Below are 16,201 nucleotides of genomic sequence, written 5' to 3'. Positions count from 1 at the left end.
GAGATTTTACAGAAATTGGAAGCGGGTCGAACATTCATCAACATTCATATTAACGTAATGATCGATACACCAATCAGCAACGATTTTTCAACAAATCAATTGCAGCGTTTAAACCTGTCAGGAAGCGGCGAGCCAGATTTGCTCCCCAAAAACCTGCTTTGTTTTTCTCACCTCAGGTGGGATTTTGTTTACCAGCGTCCGCAGCATTTGTTAACGCGCTTTTCAGACATTGCAGCGGTTTATTTTCTGGAAGAACCCATTTTTGGGAAAACGGACGTTCCTTACCTTACGTTTTCTCAGCGGCTTCCCGATCTATGGGTCTGTGTTCCGCATCTGGCGGATGGCCTCACAAAAAGTGAAGTCAATGCCCAATTGCGTGAACTGATCAGGGTGTTTTTTGTAAACAAAAAACTGGACGAGTTTATTTTCTGGTATTACACGCCGATGGCGCTGGAATTTTCATCGCACTTGTCGCCGGGACTGACTGTCTATGACTGCATGGACGAATTGTCGGCATTTAAATTTGCTCCGGAAAAATTAAAATCCCTGGAAAAGAATTTGCTGACCAAAGCAGACATTGTTTTTACAGGCGGACATTCACTTTTTGAGTCAAAGAAAAATCTGCACCCAAACATTCATCCGTTTCCGAGCAGCATTGACAAGAAGCATTTCGGCCAGGCCAGGAAGCAAAACTCTGAACCCGCAGATCAGGCCGTTATTAAAGGACCGAAAATTGGTTTTTATGGCGTGATCGATGAGCGCTTTGATATTGAGCTGATCAGGGAAATTGCTGTGAAACGTCCGGACTGGAACATTGTGTTAATAGGACCGATTGTAAAAATTGACCCGAAAACACTGCCTCAGGGAAGTAACATTCATTATCTGGGAGCAAAATCCTATGCACAGTTACCGGCGTATCTTTCGGGCTGGGACGTTGCTATGGTGCCGTTTTTGCTTAATGAATCCACGCGTTTTATTAGCCCGACCAAGACGCCTGAGTATTTGTGCGCAGGCAAGCCTGTTGTTTCAACACCGATCCGCGACGTTGTTAATCCCTACGGGAAAAACAAATTGGTTTCAATTGGAAAAAACGGCAGCGATTTTATTGAGGCGATTGCTTACTGGCTTAAAATGAGCGATAAAAAAGGATGGCTTAGCAGCGTCGATAAATTTTTGCTAACCAATTCATGGGACCTTACCTGCGCTGATATGACAGACTACATGTCATCTGCATACCGGAACAGGAAAGTTGTGGCGATGCCAACGCACACAGTCTCCAAATTGCAGAATGAACAATGAGCCGTCTCGATAGCCAGGTGGTCAGCAACCCATTTAAAACTTTTTGGATGGGCGGGTTCGAATGTGCGGACCAGCTCAATTTCCACGGTGACCGCGTTGACCTGCTGAACGCTACCGGTCACCTGGAATTTATTGAGGACGATTACCGGATGTTGAAGCAATTCAACATTGCTACGGTGCGGGAAGGGATCAGGTGGAGCCAGGTTGAATATGAGCCGTACAAATATGATTTCAGTGCAGTAAAGCGTATGATGCTGGCTGCAAAAAAATGCGAAATCCAGCAGATATGGGATATTTGTCATTTTGGTTATCCATCTGATCTTAATCCTTTGCATCCCCACTTCACGAAACGGTTTGTGGCGCTTTGCAAGGCTTTTGCTTTTTTCTATAATCACTTATCACCCGAAACGCCCCTCATTGTAACACCTATCAATGAGGTTGGCTTTATCTCATGGCTGGCGGGTGATGCAGCCGGAACTGCGCCCTATTGCAAAAACAATGGATGGGAAATGAAGTATGCGCTCATGCGTGCCTACATTGCGGGTGTAGAGGCGCTCAAAGCGTACGATCCGCGCATCCGAATCCTGACCACGGAACCATTGATCAATGTTGTTCCCGAATTTGGCGCAAGCACCGAGGAAATATTGCTCGCGAAAGCAGCGCATGATCTGCAATATCAGGCCATGGACATGTTATGCGGCAAGATCTGCCCGGAACTTGGAGGGAAGCCTGAATATCTGGATATGCTTGGTTTTAATTACTATTATAATAATCAATGGGTTGCGGAATCGCATTTTTATATGGGCTGGAATGATCCCGTTCCTGATCCGAGATTGCGCAGCTTATCCGATCTATTGCTGGAAGCGCACATGCGGTATGACGTACCGGTGGTTTTAAGCGAAACCAGCCATCCGCTGGAAGACAGGCCGGTTTGGATCAATATGGTGGCCGAAGAAAGTTGCAAGCTTGTCCGCGAAGGCGTTCCGTTATGGGGTGTTTGTTATTATCCAGTGATCGACCGGCCCGACTGGGATGACCTTACGAACTGGCATCATTCGGGGATATGGGATGCGGATCCTTTGGCACTTGTGAGTGGCCGCGTGCTGAATGAGCCAGCCGCTAACGCTTTGCTGTATGGGCAGGCCAACTTACAGCAAATCCTGCCTACGGCGCAAAACCAGCATTCATATAAACGGAAAGAGCGAACATCAATATTGGACTATATTGCTAAATTGCCGGGCAAGATTATGTCAGATATATTTTCGCATGCAGACGACGTTTCCCAGGCTTGATATTGGTCCGCTTTCCGAATACAGGGAGGATGATGTAATGATCAGCCGCTTTGAGCATTATTTAAATGAACATCAGAATTTGGTGTTCCCACACCGGCATAACTTTTACCATTTGGTGTTTTTTACGCAAGGTGGCGGGTTCCATACCATTGACTTCAATCTTTTCAGTGTGCACCCGTTTCAGATCTATTTTATGATTCCGGGCCAGGTGCATTCGTGGGATTTTGAAGGAGAAATGAAGGGATATGTGGTCAACTTTTCAGAGGCATTTTTTCGCTCGTTCCTGCTGAAACCCGATTATCTCGACTCTTTTTCATTTTTCGACGGAGACAGTTCAAATAGTGTGGTTGCCGTTGCGAAAGAAATCCAGCCAAACATTGCCGGGCTTTTTGAAGAGCTGCTGTTGCAAACCGGGAAAACGAAATTTCGGGAAGATATTATCCGCGTTTTACTCCTGCACATTTTCCTGCTGTTGGAACAAAGCAATGCGCAACATAAAAAACCTAATGCTCAGAACCAGAAGAACCCGCTCATCAGGAACTTTCAAAAATTGATTGAAAAGAATTTTACGACATTAAAACAACCGGGTGAATATGCTGAATTACTGCATGTTACGCCGAATCACCTCAATGCGCTTTGCAAGGAGCATCTGAGCTTGCAGGCCGGCGCGGTAATCAGGAACAGAATTGTGCTGGAAGCGAAGCGGTTGCTTATCAATCTGGATTTTACTGTATCTGAAATTGCTTACAAGCTGAATTTTAATGATAATTCTTACTTTACCCGTTTTTTCAAGAAAGAAACAGGCGTTACGCCCGAGGTCTTCCGGGCGAAATCTGCCAATCAATCTGCTAAGCCTTAATGCTTAACCGCTTCCTGGTCCTGTGGTTTAATGAACAATGCCAGCCACGACCTACGCGCGAGCCGGTAAAAATAGGGAGTTAAAATAATGAGCACCGGAATGATGGACATTAAAAAATAATCCAGATACGGCTCAAAAAAGTTAACGAAGATCAGAAAGTAAATCACCATAAAGGCAACATAAAACGAATAGCTCATGTATAACGCACCCTGGTAAAAACCCGGTTCGGGAACCAGATTCTCCCCGCAATGCGGACAGCGCTTATTCATTTTATCAAAGTTTTTGAGATTGTAGGCGCTTTTTGAAATGAAAAAATCACCCACACCGCATCTGGGACATTTGTTAAAAAGAACGCTATATAATTTACTTGGCTTTGCCATGGCATCGAAGTTTTGAATTACGACAAATTTCGCCAAAAATCAGCTCAGAAAGAAAGACTGATGGTATGTTTTATGGCACTGATCAACGATTGTCTAAAAAACTATGCTTGATTTTGACGTCGAGGCACCCGGAATCAGTCAGCGCAGATTATTAATGTAATGCGACATTTGCGGGACGTCCAGAACGTGATCGATTACGGTGTGCATCATGGCATAATACGGCATATATGGCATCTGGGCCGTATCGGGATTCTGTACAATGGTGATGCCGCCCGCTTTTTTCACCTGGGAAAGGCCTTTTGTCCCGTCTTCATTTGCACCGGACAGTAGCAGCGCCACCAGGGAAGGTCCATACACCTCCGCGGCTGACTCGAAAGTGACATCAATGCTCGGACGGCTGAAATTGATCTTTTCTGAATAATCCAGTGAGAAGCTCTCTTGTTTTTCGATCAGCAAATGATAATCTGCCGGTGCCAGGTAAATGTGTCCCGGACGGATCACATCCTTATCTTCCACTTCATGTGTGGGTGATAAGGATTTGGTAGAAAGCAAATCCGACAGGGACGAGTCGGCGGAATGGCGGCGGTGCAGCACCACGATGATGGCAAAAGGCAAGTTATTCTGCAACAACGGCAGCAGGCTGAAGAGCACTTGCAGGCTCCCGGCAGATCCTCCGATTACCAGTGCTTTCACTGGCTTTGTTACATGATTTTCTTCCATATTTTTTCCCGGTTAAGCTGCCTGAACTTGTTTTGTATCACCGAAAATTTGAGTGTTTCCTTCGTGCCCAATGCCAGGTAACCAAGCGTGCCCAGGCTGGCGTCGAAAAGCTTCAACACCCTGTCCTGCAAGTCTTTGTCAAAATAGATAAGCACATTCCTGCACAGTATAAGGTCAAATTCATTAAACGAGCTGTCAGAAACCAGGTTATGTGTTGAAATAATGATCTTTTCCGAAAGCTCTTTATTGAATTTCGCCTGGCCGTAATTGGCTGTATAATACTCAGAAAAGTCCTTCAACCCACCTGATTCAATGTAGCTTTCTGAGTATTGCTTCATTTGCTGCAAGGGAAAAATGCCTTTACGCACTTTTTCCAGGACACTTGGATTGAGGTCCGTGGCATACAGCAGCGATTTCCGCAGTAAGCCGGCTTCTTTCAGCAAAATAGCCATAGAAAAAACTTCTTCACCCGTGGAGCAGCCCGCATGCCATATCCTGATAAATGGCTTCGTCCCCAGCACAGGAAGGATATCATCGCGCAAAGACTTATAGAAAGAAGGGTCGCGGAACATTTCTGTAACATTCACCGTGATTTCCTCTACAAACCTTTTCAGGTAATTTTCATCGGTCCTGACCTTGTAACGAAATTCCGCAAAGCTTGGAAACTTATCAATAGAGACAAGTCGTACAATGCGCCTTTTCAGGGACGCCTTGGAATAGCTGGTAAAGTCATACCCATAAATGTCCAGCAGGTCGGTAAGCAGCAGTTCAACATCCTCGTCCTCAATCATTTTTACTATATGTCTTTTAAAAGCTGCAACAATTTTTCGACGTCGATCGGCTTCGAAATGTATTCGTCCGCGCCTGCCCGGAGGCATTTTTCACGGTCGCCCACCATGGCCTGCGCGGTAACTGCGTACACCGGTGTATTTTGTCTGCTGTCTATTTTTTTGATCAGCGGAATGGCATCATAGCCATCCATTTCGGGCATCATCATGTCAATCAGAATCGCGTCGACGGTTTCACCCGTTCTTAGCAAATCCAAGGCCTCTGTTGCGCCGCTGCACGAAATACAGTCGTATGACTTTGCTTTTAAGGTCGCTTTCAGCGCAAAAATGTTTCGCGCGTCATCGTCGATAATCAGCACTTTTTTCTTATTCATAGGAAGGGTTTTCAGGATTTCTCATAAAGCCATACACGCAGCAGCGACATCAGCTGATCGATGTCCACGGGCTTCGTAATATAGTCGGATGCGCCCGCATTGATACATTTTTCTCGGTCGCCTGTCATTGCTTTTGCGGTTACGGCAATGACGGGAAGGTTACGCCATTTGTGGTTTTCCCGGATGCGCCTTGCGGTTTCATAGCCATCCATTTGTGGCATCATCATATCCAGCAACACCACGTCTACATTCGGATTTTCCTCCAGTCGCTGCAATGCTTCTTTGCCGTCAAGGGCAGTCAACACATTCATTTTAAAGTTTTCCAAAGACTTTGAAAGCGAGAAAATATTTCGGACATCATCGTCCGCAATAAGGACTGTTTTGCCTTTCAATATTTCACTCAGGCCTCCTAATTTCTGCCGGTCCGACATTTTCTGGGGCGACTTTTTATTCTCCTCAACCACATGCAGGAACAGCGAGACTTCGTCAAGCATGCGCTGGTAGGAGTGGGCCGTTTTGACGATGATGGAGTCTGCGTATTGTTTTATACGCAATTCTTCGGTCATGGAAAGGCTTTTTCCGGTAAATACAATGATCGGGATATGCTCGAAGCCTGGATTCATTTTGGCCATTTCGAGCATTTCATAAGCTTTTTTATCGGGTATGCCCATATCCAGGATCACGCAGTCCACTTCGTTGTTCTGCAATGTTTCCAGGCCTTCGCCAATATCGCTTTTCAGTTGGGAATTAATGTTGAAAGACGACAGATAGTAGGCGAGTGCTTTTGCGTGCATGGAATTATCTTCAACGATAAGCACTTTTTTGCTCTGCCTGTTCACCACGAATTCGATCTTTTTGAAAATCTCTTCCATCTTTTCGAAGGCAACGGGCTTATCAATGAAGTCGACCGCACCTTTGAGCAGACTTTCATTTTTCATGCGGTGCGACGACATAATGTGCACCGGAATATGCCTGGTTTCAGGGCGCGATTTTAATTCATCCATCACGTCCCAGCCGCTGATGATGGGAAGCTGAATGTCCAGCAAAATACCCATCGGCGTAAATGTTTGGGCAAGTTCCAAACCCTCATCGCCCCTTACGGCAACAATGCCTTTGTAACCCAGCTTCCGGGTGTAATCGAGCAATGATTTTGCAAAGGTCGTGTCGTCTTCAATGATCAGGATCGTCTTGTCCGCGCTTTCAATGTTGTCACGGTCGTCGTCGATGCTTTGTGGAATTACTGTGCTGATAAATCGCTTATCAATGCCCTCCGGTTTTGTCTTCAGCGATTCCTCGTTATGGTTCAGGAAGTAATTCTGCTGCTCGCTGACTTGTGCGCTATATGCTTTCGCAATCGGAATACAAAGCGTAAACACACTGCCTTCATCCAGCTTACTCGTCAATGAAATCTCACCGCCGAGTAATTTAACCAGCTCGCGGCTGATGGACAATCCCAATCCGGTTCCGCCATATTTTCGCTTGGTGGATCCGTCGGCTTGCTGGAACGCTTCAAAAATGTGCTGCTGCTTCTCGGGTGCTACGCCTATGCCTGTATCGCTGACGACAAAGCTGATCATATTCTCCATACCCGGCTTGCGTTGGATATCAATTTGAACGGAACCTTGTGAGGTGAATTTCAATGCATTGGAAATAAGATTTTTCAATATTTGTTCCAGGCGCATTTTATCCGTTTCAATCACGAGCGGAGCACTGTTTTCAATGTTTATTTTGAAATCCAGCCCTTTTTCTCTCGCTATCGGACTGAACAGGCCTTTCAAGTCGTCCACTATTTCTTTCACAGAAACGCTCACATAGTCGAGCTCCATTTTTCCGGCTTCAATCTTGGACAGATCAAGGATCTCATCGATCAGCCCTAGCAAGCCGTTGCCCGACGATTGGATTACCGTTGCATATTCCACCTGCTCTCCATTCAGATTTTTTTCATCGTTTTCGGCCAACAACCGGCTCAGCAGCAAGATTGAGTTAAGCGGCGTCCGAAGTTCGTGCGACATATTGGCCAGGAACTCCGACTTATAGCGCGTTGTGAGTTCGAGTTCTTCGGCTTTTTTCTGAATTTCAATGTTCTTTTCTTCCAATAAACCGCTCCGCTCTTCCAGTTCCTCATTGGTTTGCTGTAACTCTTCCTGCTGTACGCGAAGCTCTTCCTCGGAAGCCTGCAACTTCTGTGATTGCGCTTCCAACTCCGCGTTCAGGTTTTCCAGCTCATTATGCTGCGTTTGCAATTCCTCGGACTGTGCCTGGGTTTCTTCCAGGAAGTTTTGCAGTTTTAAATAGTCCAGCGCGGAATTGATACCCGTCGCGATCGCTTCCAGGTTGCCTTCCAAAAACTGGATGTCATTTTTGTCTGGTTTGTTCAGGAAGCCAAGTTCAATGATGCCAATGCATTCGTAAGCATAAATAAGTGGCAAAATAGCGAGCGTAACAGGTTTTGTTTCGCCAATCGTCGATGTTATTTTGAGGTAATTCTCAGGTACGTCATACACGATCAGTGGCTTTTTGCTTTCTATCGCCTGCCCCGCAAGACCAGCACCCGGCGTAATGCTGTCAGGTGCATGCTCCGCGGCATAGCTGCTTGCAAGCCTGAAATTCCAGTCGTTATCCTGGATATAGATGGTCCCGAGCTGCGCTTTGGCATAGCGCGTAACCGTGTTAATAAGGTTTGTCGCCAGTTTTTTGAGGATACGCTCTCCACGAATGGCATCACTGATTTCAACGGCGCCGGTTTGCAGCCAGTTTTTAGTTGTGAGATCATTGAATGTTTGTTCCAGCGAAGCCGTCATAGTATTAAGCGCTGCCGAAATGCGGCCCAGGTCATCATCGCTTTCATCTTGTGATCTTACGGTATAATCCCCATCGGAAACTTGCCGGGTAATCTGCTCAATGCGGCTGATCCTGCGTTCCGTTTCTGCGTATTTTTGTTCTTCCAGCAGCTGTGCAGCAAGCCTTTTGTCCATGTCGTTCTTAATTCGCATATAGGCGAAAACAGTGATCAGGATTGAGATCAATGCGGCAATGACCAGCAGGACAGGCGTATAACGAATGTAAATTTGCTGTTGCTCGATGCGGTCTTGCAGAATTTTGTTTTCGTCAAATTTAATGCGTTCCACCACCAGACGAAGATCGTCCATAATCTTCTTTCCCTTAATCATTTCCTTTAATCTGCCATCCTGGTCGTCTGCAAAGGTCGGATTTCTGCGTGTCTGATCAATAATGTTCTGCATCTGCCCGAATTTTGCTTCGTACAATGCTTTCACTTCCCGCAGGTTTTTCTGTTGGTTAGGATTATCGGCCGTAAGTTCACTGAGGTTGTTATAACTGATGGTGGTTTTTGTGTACGCGTCCGAGTAGGGGTCCAGGAAGATTTGCTCATTTGTGATCAAATACCCCCGCTGGCCCGTTTCCGCGTCCTTAACATATGAAATAATGCTCTCGGCTTCAATGAGGACCTGGTTGGTGTGGTTAACCAGCTCGGAGTTGTTGATTAGTTTCTGCGTGCTGTAATAGGAAGCCAAAAGGCTGAATATCAGCAGTAATATGGAGAAGGAAAATACAATTTGTAATTGCTGAATGATAGAGTTAGAGGTTTTTCTCATCGGTGCCTTGCTGCTAATTTTCAGTTCTGATTTCGGTTAAAACCTGCTCCTGGACCAGGGGCAGGATAAGAATAAATTGCGCTCCGTGATTTTCAGCACTCCTGGCTGAAATAATCCCGTTATGCTTGTCCATGATTTTTTTTGCAATAGCCAGTCCGATCCCGGTGCCCTCGTAAGTATTCAGGTTATTGAGCCGCTGGAAGATGACAAATATCCGGTCGAGGAATTTCTCGTCAAAGCCTATGCCGTTGTCTTCAATCACGATCCTGCAAAAATGCCCTTCTTCACTGACTTCCGCGTCTACAAATTTTTCAGCAATGATGGTCGAAGAAATGGTAATCACGGGCGGCATGCCTTCTTTGGAGAATTTAAGCGCATTACTGATCAGATTCTGGAAAACCTGCCGGATCTGACTCGGAATGGTGTCGATAATAGGCAGTTTGTCCAGCTGGATCACTGCCTTTTTGCTTAACATGATCTCATCAAAATCAGACAAAAGATCTTCCAGAAGCAAATTCAGGTCAGTAGGCTGGAAATGTGCCTTGACCGAAAGCCTTGAATAATCGAGCAAATCGCTGATGAGGCGCGACATTCTGGCTGAGGAACTGATCGACCTGTTGAGGTAAGAAATTGCCTCCGGGTTTTCTTTTAGGTATTTGTCCTTTATTAAATGACTGAATGTCTGAATCTTCCGTAAAGGTTCTTTCAAATCATGGGAAACAACCCAGGCAAATTGCTGCAATTCGTGATTGGTCGTTTCCAGTTCCGAGTTCTTCACCAGGAGTTCCCTTGTCCGGAGTTCAACTTTATGTTCCAGCAGCTCGTTTGCCATTTTTTGCTGGTGAATGTCGGTAAATGTGCCTACCCAGCGGATAGTCGAGCCGTTTTGCAGGATCGGGATGATTTTGATCAGAAAATACTTGTACTCCTGCGTATCCAGATGCTTTAATCTCGCCTCCGTTGTAAATTCCAGGCCATTTTTTAGATGTGTTTCCCAATTGTTGTAAAAGTCGTCCTCAGGATGAGATTCAGGAAAAATCGTGGCGTCTTCCGAAAGCTGAAACCAATGTTCATTAACGAATTCGATCTTGCCGTCCACACCGATCGTGAATGCGACTTGTGGCAGGGATTCCAAGATAAACCGCAATTCCTGCATCCGTCCAGCCAGTTCTTCCTGCGCTTTTTTTCTTATATCAATCTCATATTGAAGGGAATGCTGAATTGTTTTCAATTCCTGCTGCTGTTCGAAAAGCTTGTTGAATGTCTTGACTTTGAGCAGCAAAATATCCGGGTCAACGGGCTTGGTAAGATAATCGATGCCTCCGGACGAATAGCCCTTAGTAATAAACCGTTTCTCTTTGTTGACAGCAGACAGGAAAATGATGGGTGTGTCCTTCGCTTTACCAAAGCCGGAGATGGCCTCAGCAACTTCAAAGCCGTCCATACCCGGCATCTGGACATCCATGATGATAACAGAATAGCTGTTTTTGAGGATCTTTTTCAATGCCTCTTCACCGGATTCCGCACTATCCGTCTGGAAATTGTGCAGTTCCAGGATTTTCTTTAAAGGAAGTATATTTTCAGGCCTGTCGTCGACAATCAGAATCATAATATGGGTAAAAAATTATCCATGCAGTCCTTGTTGTTTGTCAGCTGTGAAGTGATTCTCATCTAATCGGAATTAAACTTGTATGTATATACGCTGCAATCCAATCATTTAAGATACAGTGACAGTAACAAGCTCAATATCAAGGTAAAATAAGTATTAATTCCTTTGTTTTATACAAAAATCATACCAAAACACGCGAATTTTTGCACTTTTTACTGATTATCCTAATTTTTTTCACTGAAATTTTCAATGACAATCCGCTTCAATTCTTCCGCCCACTTCTGGATTGTGATCATTGGATGAATAAATGGCGTATTAAAGTCCTCTGAAATAGAGGTGAACCCTTTATCACGGACCAGATCAATAATTGCATTTACGAGGTATTCGTCCGAAGAATCGTAGACCGTATCTTCATTCATTTCACTAACCTTTTGCAAAAACGCCAGCATTTCCGGCAGCTTGTTTTTATCCATAATTTCATTGTTATGCTCCCATCCGGAGCTCCTGTGGAATATTTTCCCGAACAACTCCTGGTTATCCTGGCATAATTTTATAGCAAAGTGTGTTCTCAAATATGATTCCAGCGGTAATGGTGTGTATAGTTTGATTCAGATAGAAAACCTATGCTGAACGGTGTGGGAATTGTTAACGAAAATTATTCAAAGATGAAAAAAGTATCTAACAATAAAGTTGTTAAGGAATTAGAGCATAGTAAAATTGTTGTTTATCCGGGCGAACCCTATCCGTTAGGCGCCACGTGGGATGGCGAGGGGGTTAATTTCGCATTATATTCTGAAAACGCTACGGGTGTGGAATTGTGCCTGTTCGAGAGTCAGGAAAGTCAGCGTGAGCAAATCAAGATCGAGATCAAAGAAGCTTCCCATCACGTGTGGCATGTGTATGTGCCCGGATTGAAGCCAGGACAACTGTATGGCTATCGTGTGCACGGACCTTATGAGCCGACGTACGGCTTTCGTTTTAATCCTAATAAAGTTTTAATAGATCCTTATGCAAAGTCCATTTCAGGTACGATCCAGTGGCACGATGCACTTTTTGGCTATGTAATCGGTGACGAAAATGAGGATCTGAGTTTCAGCGAGCTCGACAGCGCTCCATACATTCCCAAATCTGTTGTTATAGATTCAAGTTTTGACTGGGAAGGTGTTCAGGCACCCGAGATTCCTTATCACGACACAATTATTTATGAAACACATGTGAAGGGATTCACCTATCTGAATAAAGATATTCCTGAGGAAATCCGCGGAACATATGCTGCTATGGGGCATCCGGCAGCCATCAAATATCTTAAAGATCTGGGTGTTAATGCTGTTGAGCTGATGCCTGTTCACCATTTCATTTCAGACCGGCATTTAAAAGAGCGCGAACTGACCAATTACTGGGGATATAATTCAATCGGCTTTTTCGCGCCGGATGTACGTTACAGCAGCTCAGGAACGCTTGGCCAGCAGGTTAATGAGTTCAAAAACATGGTCAAGGAAATGCACAAAGCGGGCATTGAGGTGATCCTGGATGTGGTTTATAACCATACCGGCGAAGGAAACCAGATGGGCCCAACATTGTCTTTCAGGGGAATCGATAATATGTCGTATTACCGGTTAATGGACGGGCGCTACTACATGGATTATACGGGAACGGGCAATACATTGAACGCGAGGCTTCCGAGCGTGCTGCGCCTGATCATGGATAGTTTGCGTTATTGGATCACGGAAATGCACGTAGATGGCTTCCGTTTCGACCTTGCTTCGACGCTTGCAAGGGAATTGCATGAAGTGGACAGGCTTAGCGCATTCTTCGATATTATTCACCAGGACCCAATTATTTCGCAGGTAAAGCTCATCGCGGAACCCTGGGACATTGGTTATGACGGATATCAGGTTGGTAAATTTCCAATTGGCTGGGCGGAATGGAACGGTCGTTACCGCGACTGTATGCGTGATTACTGGCGTGGAGCGGATAGTATGCTGGCAGAGTTTGCTGAGCGCTTTACCGGCAGTTCAGATCTTTACAAAGGGGAATACCGCAGACCGACAGCGAGCATTAACTTTATAACTGCTCACGATGGTTTTACATTGAACGACCTGGTGTCGTATAACGATAAACGTAATTTTGCAAACGGCGAGGAGAACAATGATGGAGACGACCACAATCGTTCTTGGAACTCCGGCCATGAGGGTCCATCGGATGACCCGGAAGTTTTACAGATCAGACACAAGCAGAAACGAAATTTCCTGACAACACTTTTCCTGTCGCAAGGCGTGCCAATGCTCGTTGCGGGCGATGAATGGGGGAGGACACAGGGCGGAAATAATAATGCGTACTGCCAGGATAATGAGATCTCGTGGCTGGATTGGGAAAAGGTGGATCCGGACTTATTGACATTCACCCAGAAGCTGATCGCTTTCAGCAAGGCTCACCGTACATTCCGAAGAAGGGATTGGTTCCGTGGTTTACCTATCAAAGGCAAGGGACTTGAAGACATTGCCTGGTTCTTGCCGGATGGAAGTGAAATGCCGGAAGAGAACTGGAATCACGATTATGCCAAATCGCTGGCTGTATTTCTCAATGGAAAAGGGATTCGACATGTAAATAAAAAAGGCGAGCCGATTCACGATGATAGCTTTTATATGATTTTCAATGCGCATTACGAGCCTGTTGAATATACACTTCCTCCAAAAAAGTACGGCACGGAATGGCATAAGGTAATTGATACGAGCGCAGATTACATCACGGAGGACGGCGAGCTCGTTGGCCCCGATGCCTCGGTGACGGTCGACAGCCGGTCAATAGTCGTTTTTAAACACGCATTGGAACAACAAAAAATATGATTGATAAGGAAAAGCTGCTGCCGGGAGTAAGATTCGACGAGTTCGGAAAAGCCAACGCGGTTGTATGGGCGCCCGAGTTAGATGAAGTTGCGTTACTACTGGTAGAATCAGAAAAACAACTGCCGTTAAAAAAGGGGCAATTGGGCTATTGGTCGGTGCAAACGGAAGAACTCAAAGCCGGCGACATTTACCAGTTCGTTGTGAATGATAAACCTTTGCCCGATCCGGCGTCCATCTGGCAGCCACAAGGCGTGCACGGTCCTTCCGCCGCTTACGATCTCCGAAATTTTCAATGGACAGACAAAAATCTGCCTCAGATCGCACTGAAAGATTACATTATCTATGAGCTGCACACCGGAACGTTTACGGAAGAGGGCACATTTGCGGCCATGGAAAGTAAGCTCGATTATTTGGTTGAACTGGGAATTAATGCCATTGAAATTATGCCGGTTTCACAATTTGCCGGCGCGCGCAATTGGGGCTACGATGGCGTGCTCCCGTATTGCGTGCAGGATTCGTACGGCGGACCGGAGGCGTTGCAACACCTTGTTAATGCATGTCATGAGAAGGGGCTGGCTGTGATTTTGGATGTTGTTTACAATCATATTGGCCCCGAAGGCAATGTGCTGCCTCAATATGGGCCATATTTTACAGATAAATACAATACACCCTGGGGCGACGCAATCAATTTCGACGATGCCTGGTGCGACGGTGTCCGCGAATATTTTATCGAGAATGTGCTGATGTGGTTTCGGGATTTTCACATTGATGCATTGCGCATGGATGCTGTTCACGCGATCAAAGACATGAGCCCGGTTCATATTTTGCAGGAAATGAAAATACGCGTGGATGAGCTGGCTGAGCAAAGCGGCAAATCACATTACCTGATCGTAGAAATGGATCTGAATGATACACGCTTCATTAGTCCGGTTTCAAAAGGCGGTTATGGTATGGATGGACAATGGGTTGACGAATTTCACCATGCATTGCGCGTCTCTTCCGGCCAGCAACGAAGCGGCTACTATTCTGATTTTGAGCCGATAACGTCGTTGGCTAAATCCTATAAAGATGCCTACGTATATGACGGGGCGTTTTCGGAACATCGTAAGCGGAAGTTTGGCGTGAAGGCCGACGGACATCCGGGAGAACAGTTTGTAGTTTTTTCTCAAAATCATGATCACGTAGGCAACCGGATGCTGGGTGAGCGGACAAGCCAGCTCGTTTCGTTTGAAATGCAAAAATTGCTTGCAGGTGCAGTTTTCCTGAGCCCTTATTTGCCTATGTTGTTTATGGGCGAGGAATACAGCGAAAGCAATCCCTTCATGTATTTTGTGAGCCACACAGATCCCGAACTGGCGGAAGCGGTCAGGAAAGGCAGAAAGCGAGAGTTTGCCGCGTTTCACATAGAAGGTGAAGCGCCCGATCCAATGGGCATTGAAACATTCAACAGTTCGAAATTACAATGGACATTGCTTGCGCAAGAGCCGCACCAAACGATGTTTCAGTTTTACAAGAAGCTGATCGGGCTGAGGAAAAGCCAGCCTGCGCTGAACAATATGGACAGGAATGCAATTGAAGTTGAGTCTAATGCTGATAATAAGACTCTTACGATTCGTCGCTGGTCTGCGGAGCAGCAGATCGTTGCGATCCTGAATTTCTCCAAATCAGTTCGTGAGATATGGCTGCCGGAGCAAAACAGCGGATGGAAAAAGCTGATTGCTTCTTCGGATTCTGAGTGGAATGGATTGGGAAATGTCACCGATCCGCCTGCCGACAGGCTGGTAATGTTGCCTCCTGAAAGCTTCGCAATATTTACAAATTCCTGATTTTGATCTTTATTTCGTGTGGCGCCACTTCGTCGCCACCGAAATAGGGTAATAGTTTATAAGCAATTCCGACGCCACCTGAACAGTGGCGTTTCATTTTGGTGTCAACACCATGATAGGAAAATACGTAGAAGTTATCTTCCAATGTAATCTTGAAACTGTTGGTCGCATTTAGCTCTGCAGTGCCCAGATCCTTTGCCTCGCGTACGCCATTCGCGTACGTGTATGCATAAATGTGAATGGCACCCTCATGCCAGTTCCAGCCAAACCTGGCGCTGTTGCTTTGGTGCTGAGAGCTGCAATCCGAGAATCCATAGAGTTTGTTAATGTCAAACTGATTTTCAGGAATTGCTGCACTATAAATGCATGAACTGTCGAAAACCGCCTGGAAGCGCAGCGAACTTGCCGCGAATGGCGTATTCACATTCTTTTCAACTTCGTGTTGTCCTGCTTTTATGGTGTAAGTGACAAAATCATCCCCAAAGCTGGGCGTGTTTCCGACCCATTCGCAGGAAACTGTTATCACAAGAAGTAAGGCACAAAAGAGGGCTGTTTTCATTTGAATATTCATCATCGTCGCGCGATTCAGACTGT

Annotated in this window: 13 protein-coding genes; 5 read left to right on the top strand and 8 right to left on the bottom strand. The window is 45.7% G+C overall.

Features of this window, described 5'->3' with window-relative positions:
* Positions 1–57: 57 nt before the first annotated feature.
* Genes NFI81_RS07350 through NFI81_RS07340 form a run of 3 tightly spaced genes read left to right on the top strand, consistent with a single transcriptional unit; the run spans position 58 to position 3,450 of the window.
* Positions 58–1,299 (top strand): glycosyltransferase, encoded by a 1,242-nt coding sequence (locus NFI81_RS07350; RefSeq protein WP_234613171.1) that lies wholly within the window; start codon positions 58–60, stop codon positions 1,297–1,299.
* A complete protein-coding gene (locus NFI81_RS07345) occupies positions 1,296–2,591 on the top strand; it encodes an amine oxidase (protein WP_234613172.1) in 1,296 nt (431 codons plus the stop codon). Before NFI81_RS07350 ends, NFI81_RS07345 begins: the two co-directional genes overlap by 4 nt.
* Complete coding sequence (locus NFI81_RS07340) at positions 2,566–3,450, top strand: helix-turn-helix domain-containing protein (protein WP_234613173.1); 885 nt, start codon at positions 2,566–2,568, stop codon at positions 3,448–3,450. Before NFI81_RS07345 ends, NFI81_RS07340 begins: the two co-directional genes overlap by 26 nt.
* Here NFI81_RS07340 and NFI81_RS07335 read toward each other — a convergent pair.
* From NFI81_RS07335 to NFI81_RS07305, 7 genes are all read right to left on the bottom strand, one after another.
* Positions 3,447–3,830: a DUF983 domain-containing protein gene (locus NFI81_RS07335; protein ID WP_235139290.1), complete on the bottom strand. Its 384-nt coding sequence runs from the start codon at positions 3,828–3,830 to the stop codon at positions 3,447–3,449. The two genes, NFI81_RS07340 and NFI81_RS07335, sit on opposite strands and share 4 nt — an antisense overlap.
* Before the next feature lie 138 nt (positions 3,831–3,968).
* A complete protein-coding gene (locus tag NFI81_RS07330) occupies positions 3,969–4,550 on the bottom strand; it encodes a chemotaxis protein CheB (RefSeq protein WP_234613174.1) in 582 nt (193 codons plus the stop codon).
* Positions 4,532–5,341 carry a CheR family methyltransferase gene (locus tag NFI81_RS07325; protein ID WP_234613175.1) on the bottom strand — a complete coding sequence of 270 codons (810 nt, stop codon included), beginning with the start codon at positions 5,339–5,341 and terminating at the stop codon, positions 4,532–4,534. The genes NFI81_RS07330 and NFI81_RS07325 overlap by 19 nt, the downstream gene beginning before the upstream one ends.
* 5 nt (positions 5,342–5,346) lie before the next feature.
* Positions 5,347–5,712, bottom strand: a complete 366-nt coding sequence (locus tag NFI81_RS07320) for a response regulator (RefSeq protein WP_234613176.1) — start codon at positions 5,710–5,712, stop codon at positions 5,347–5,349.
* A gap of 11 nt (positions 5,713–5,723) precedes the next feature.
* Entirely contained in the window at positions 5,724–9,326 is a 3,603-nt protein-coding gene (locus NFI81_RS07315; RefSeq protein WP_234613177.1) for a response regulator, read from the bottom strand.
* A 13-nt stretch (positions 9,327–9,339) separates the two neighbouring features.
* A complete protein-coding gene (locus NFI81_RS07310; protein ID WP_234613178.1) occupies positions 9,340–10,935 on the bottom strand; it encodes a hybrid sensor histidine kinase/response regulator in 1,596 nt (531 codons plus the stop codon).
* Between the two features lie 224 nt (positions 10,936–11,159).
* The gene (locus NFI81_RS07305; RefSeq protein WP_234613179.1) at positions 11,160–11,408 is read right to left on the bottom strand and encodes a hypothetical protein; all 249 of its coding nucleotides are present in this window, start codon (positions 11,406–11,408) and stop codon (positions 11,160–11,162) included.
* Positions 11,409–11,600: 192 nt separating this feature from the next.
* On the opposite strand from NFI81_RS07305, the gene glgX reads away from it, so the two are divergent.
* Positions 11,601–13,781: a glycogen debranching protein GlgX gene (gene glgX, locus NFI81_RS07300; protein ID WP_234613180.1), complete on the top strand. Its 2,181-nt coding sequence runs from the start codon at positions 11,601–11,603 to the stop codon at positions 13,779–13,781.
* Positions 13,778–15,607, top strand: a complete 1,830-nt coding sequence (gene treZ / locus NFI81_RS07295; protein WP_234613181.1) for a malto-oligosyltrehalose trehalohydrolase — start codon at positions 13,778–13,780, stop codon at positions 15,605–15,607. Before glgX ends, treZ begins: the two co-directional genes overlap by 4 nt.
* Here the strand turns inward: treZ and NFI81_RS07290 are convergent.
* On the bottom strand, positions 15,594–16,166 hold the full coding sequence (locus NFI81_RS07290) for a hypothetical protein (protein WP_234613182.1): 573 nt from the start codon (positions 16,164–16,166) through the stop codon (positions 15,594–15,596). The genes treZ and NFI81_RS07290 overlap by 14 nt on opposite strands.
* Positions 16,167–16,201 lie beyond the last annotated feature (35 nt).

This window comes from Dyadobacter fanqingshengii (genome assembly GCF_023822005.2).
GTDB classification, from domain to species: domain Bacteria; phylum Bacteroidota; class Bacteroidia; order Cytophagales; family Spirosomataceae; genus Dyadobacter; species Dyadobacter fanqingshengii.
The sequence above is the reverse complement of the archived record's forward strand: the minus strand, read 5'-3'. Positions and strand labels throughout refer to the sequence as shown.

Coding starts and splice junctions, on each gene's coding strand:
- NFI81_RS07320 (WP_234613176.1), bottom strand. CDS start 5,712: ATGAATAAGAAAAAAGTGCTGATTATCGACGATGACGCGCGAAACATT.
- NFI81_RS07325 (WP_234613175.1), bottom strand. CDS start 5,341: ATGATTGAGGACGAGGATGTTGAACTGCTGCTTACCGACCTGCTGGAC.
- NFI81_RS07310 (WP_234613178.1), bottom strand. CDS start 10,935: ATGATTCTGATTGTCGACGACAGGCCTGAAAATATACTTCCTTTAAAG.
- NFI81_RS07340 (WP_234613173.1), top strand. CDS start 2,566: ATGCAGACGACGTTTCCCAGGCTTGATATTGGTCCGCTTTCCGAATAC.
- treZ (WP_234613181.1), top strand. CDS start 13,778: ATGATTGATAAGGAAAAGCTGCTGCCGGGAGTAAGATTCGACGAGTTC.
- NFI81_RS07305 (WP_234613179.1), bottom strand. CDS start 11,408: ATGGATAAAAACAAGCTGCCGGAAATGCTGGCGTTTTTGCAAAAGGTT.
- NFI81_RS07350 (WP_234613171.1), top strand. CDS start 58: ATGATCGATACACCAATCAGCAACGATTTTTCAACAAATCAATTGCAG.
- NFI81_RS07330 (WP_234613174.1), bottom strand. CDS start 4,550: ATGGAAGAAAATCATGTAACAAAGCCAGTGAAAGCACTGGTAATCGGA.
- NFI81_RS07315 (WP_234613177.1), bottom strand. CDS start 9,326: ATGAGAAAAACCTCTAACTCTATCATTCAGCAATTACAAATTGTATTT.
- NFI81_RS07335 (WP_235139290.1), bottom strand. CDS start 3,830: ATGGCAAAGCCAAGTAAATTATATAGCGTTCTTTTTAACAAATGTCCC.
- glgX (WP_234613180.1), top strand. CDS start 11,601: ATGAAAAAAGTATCTAACAATAAAGTTGTTAAGGAATTAGAGCATAGT.
- NFI81_RS07290 (WP_234613182.1), bottom strand. CDS start 16,166: ATGAAAACAGCCCTCTTTTGTGCCTTACTTCTTGTGATAACAGTTTCC.
- NFI81_RS07345 (WP_234613172.1), top strand. CDS start 1,296: ATGAGCCGTCTCGATAGCCAGGTGGTCAGCAACCCATTTAAAACTTTT.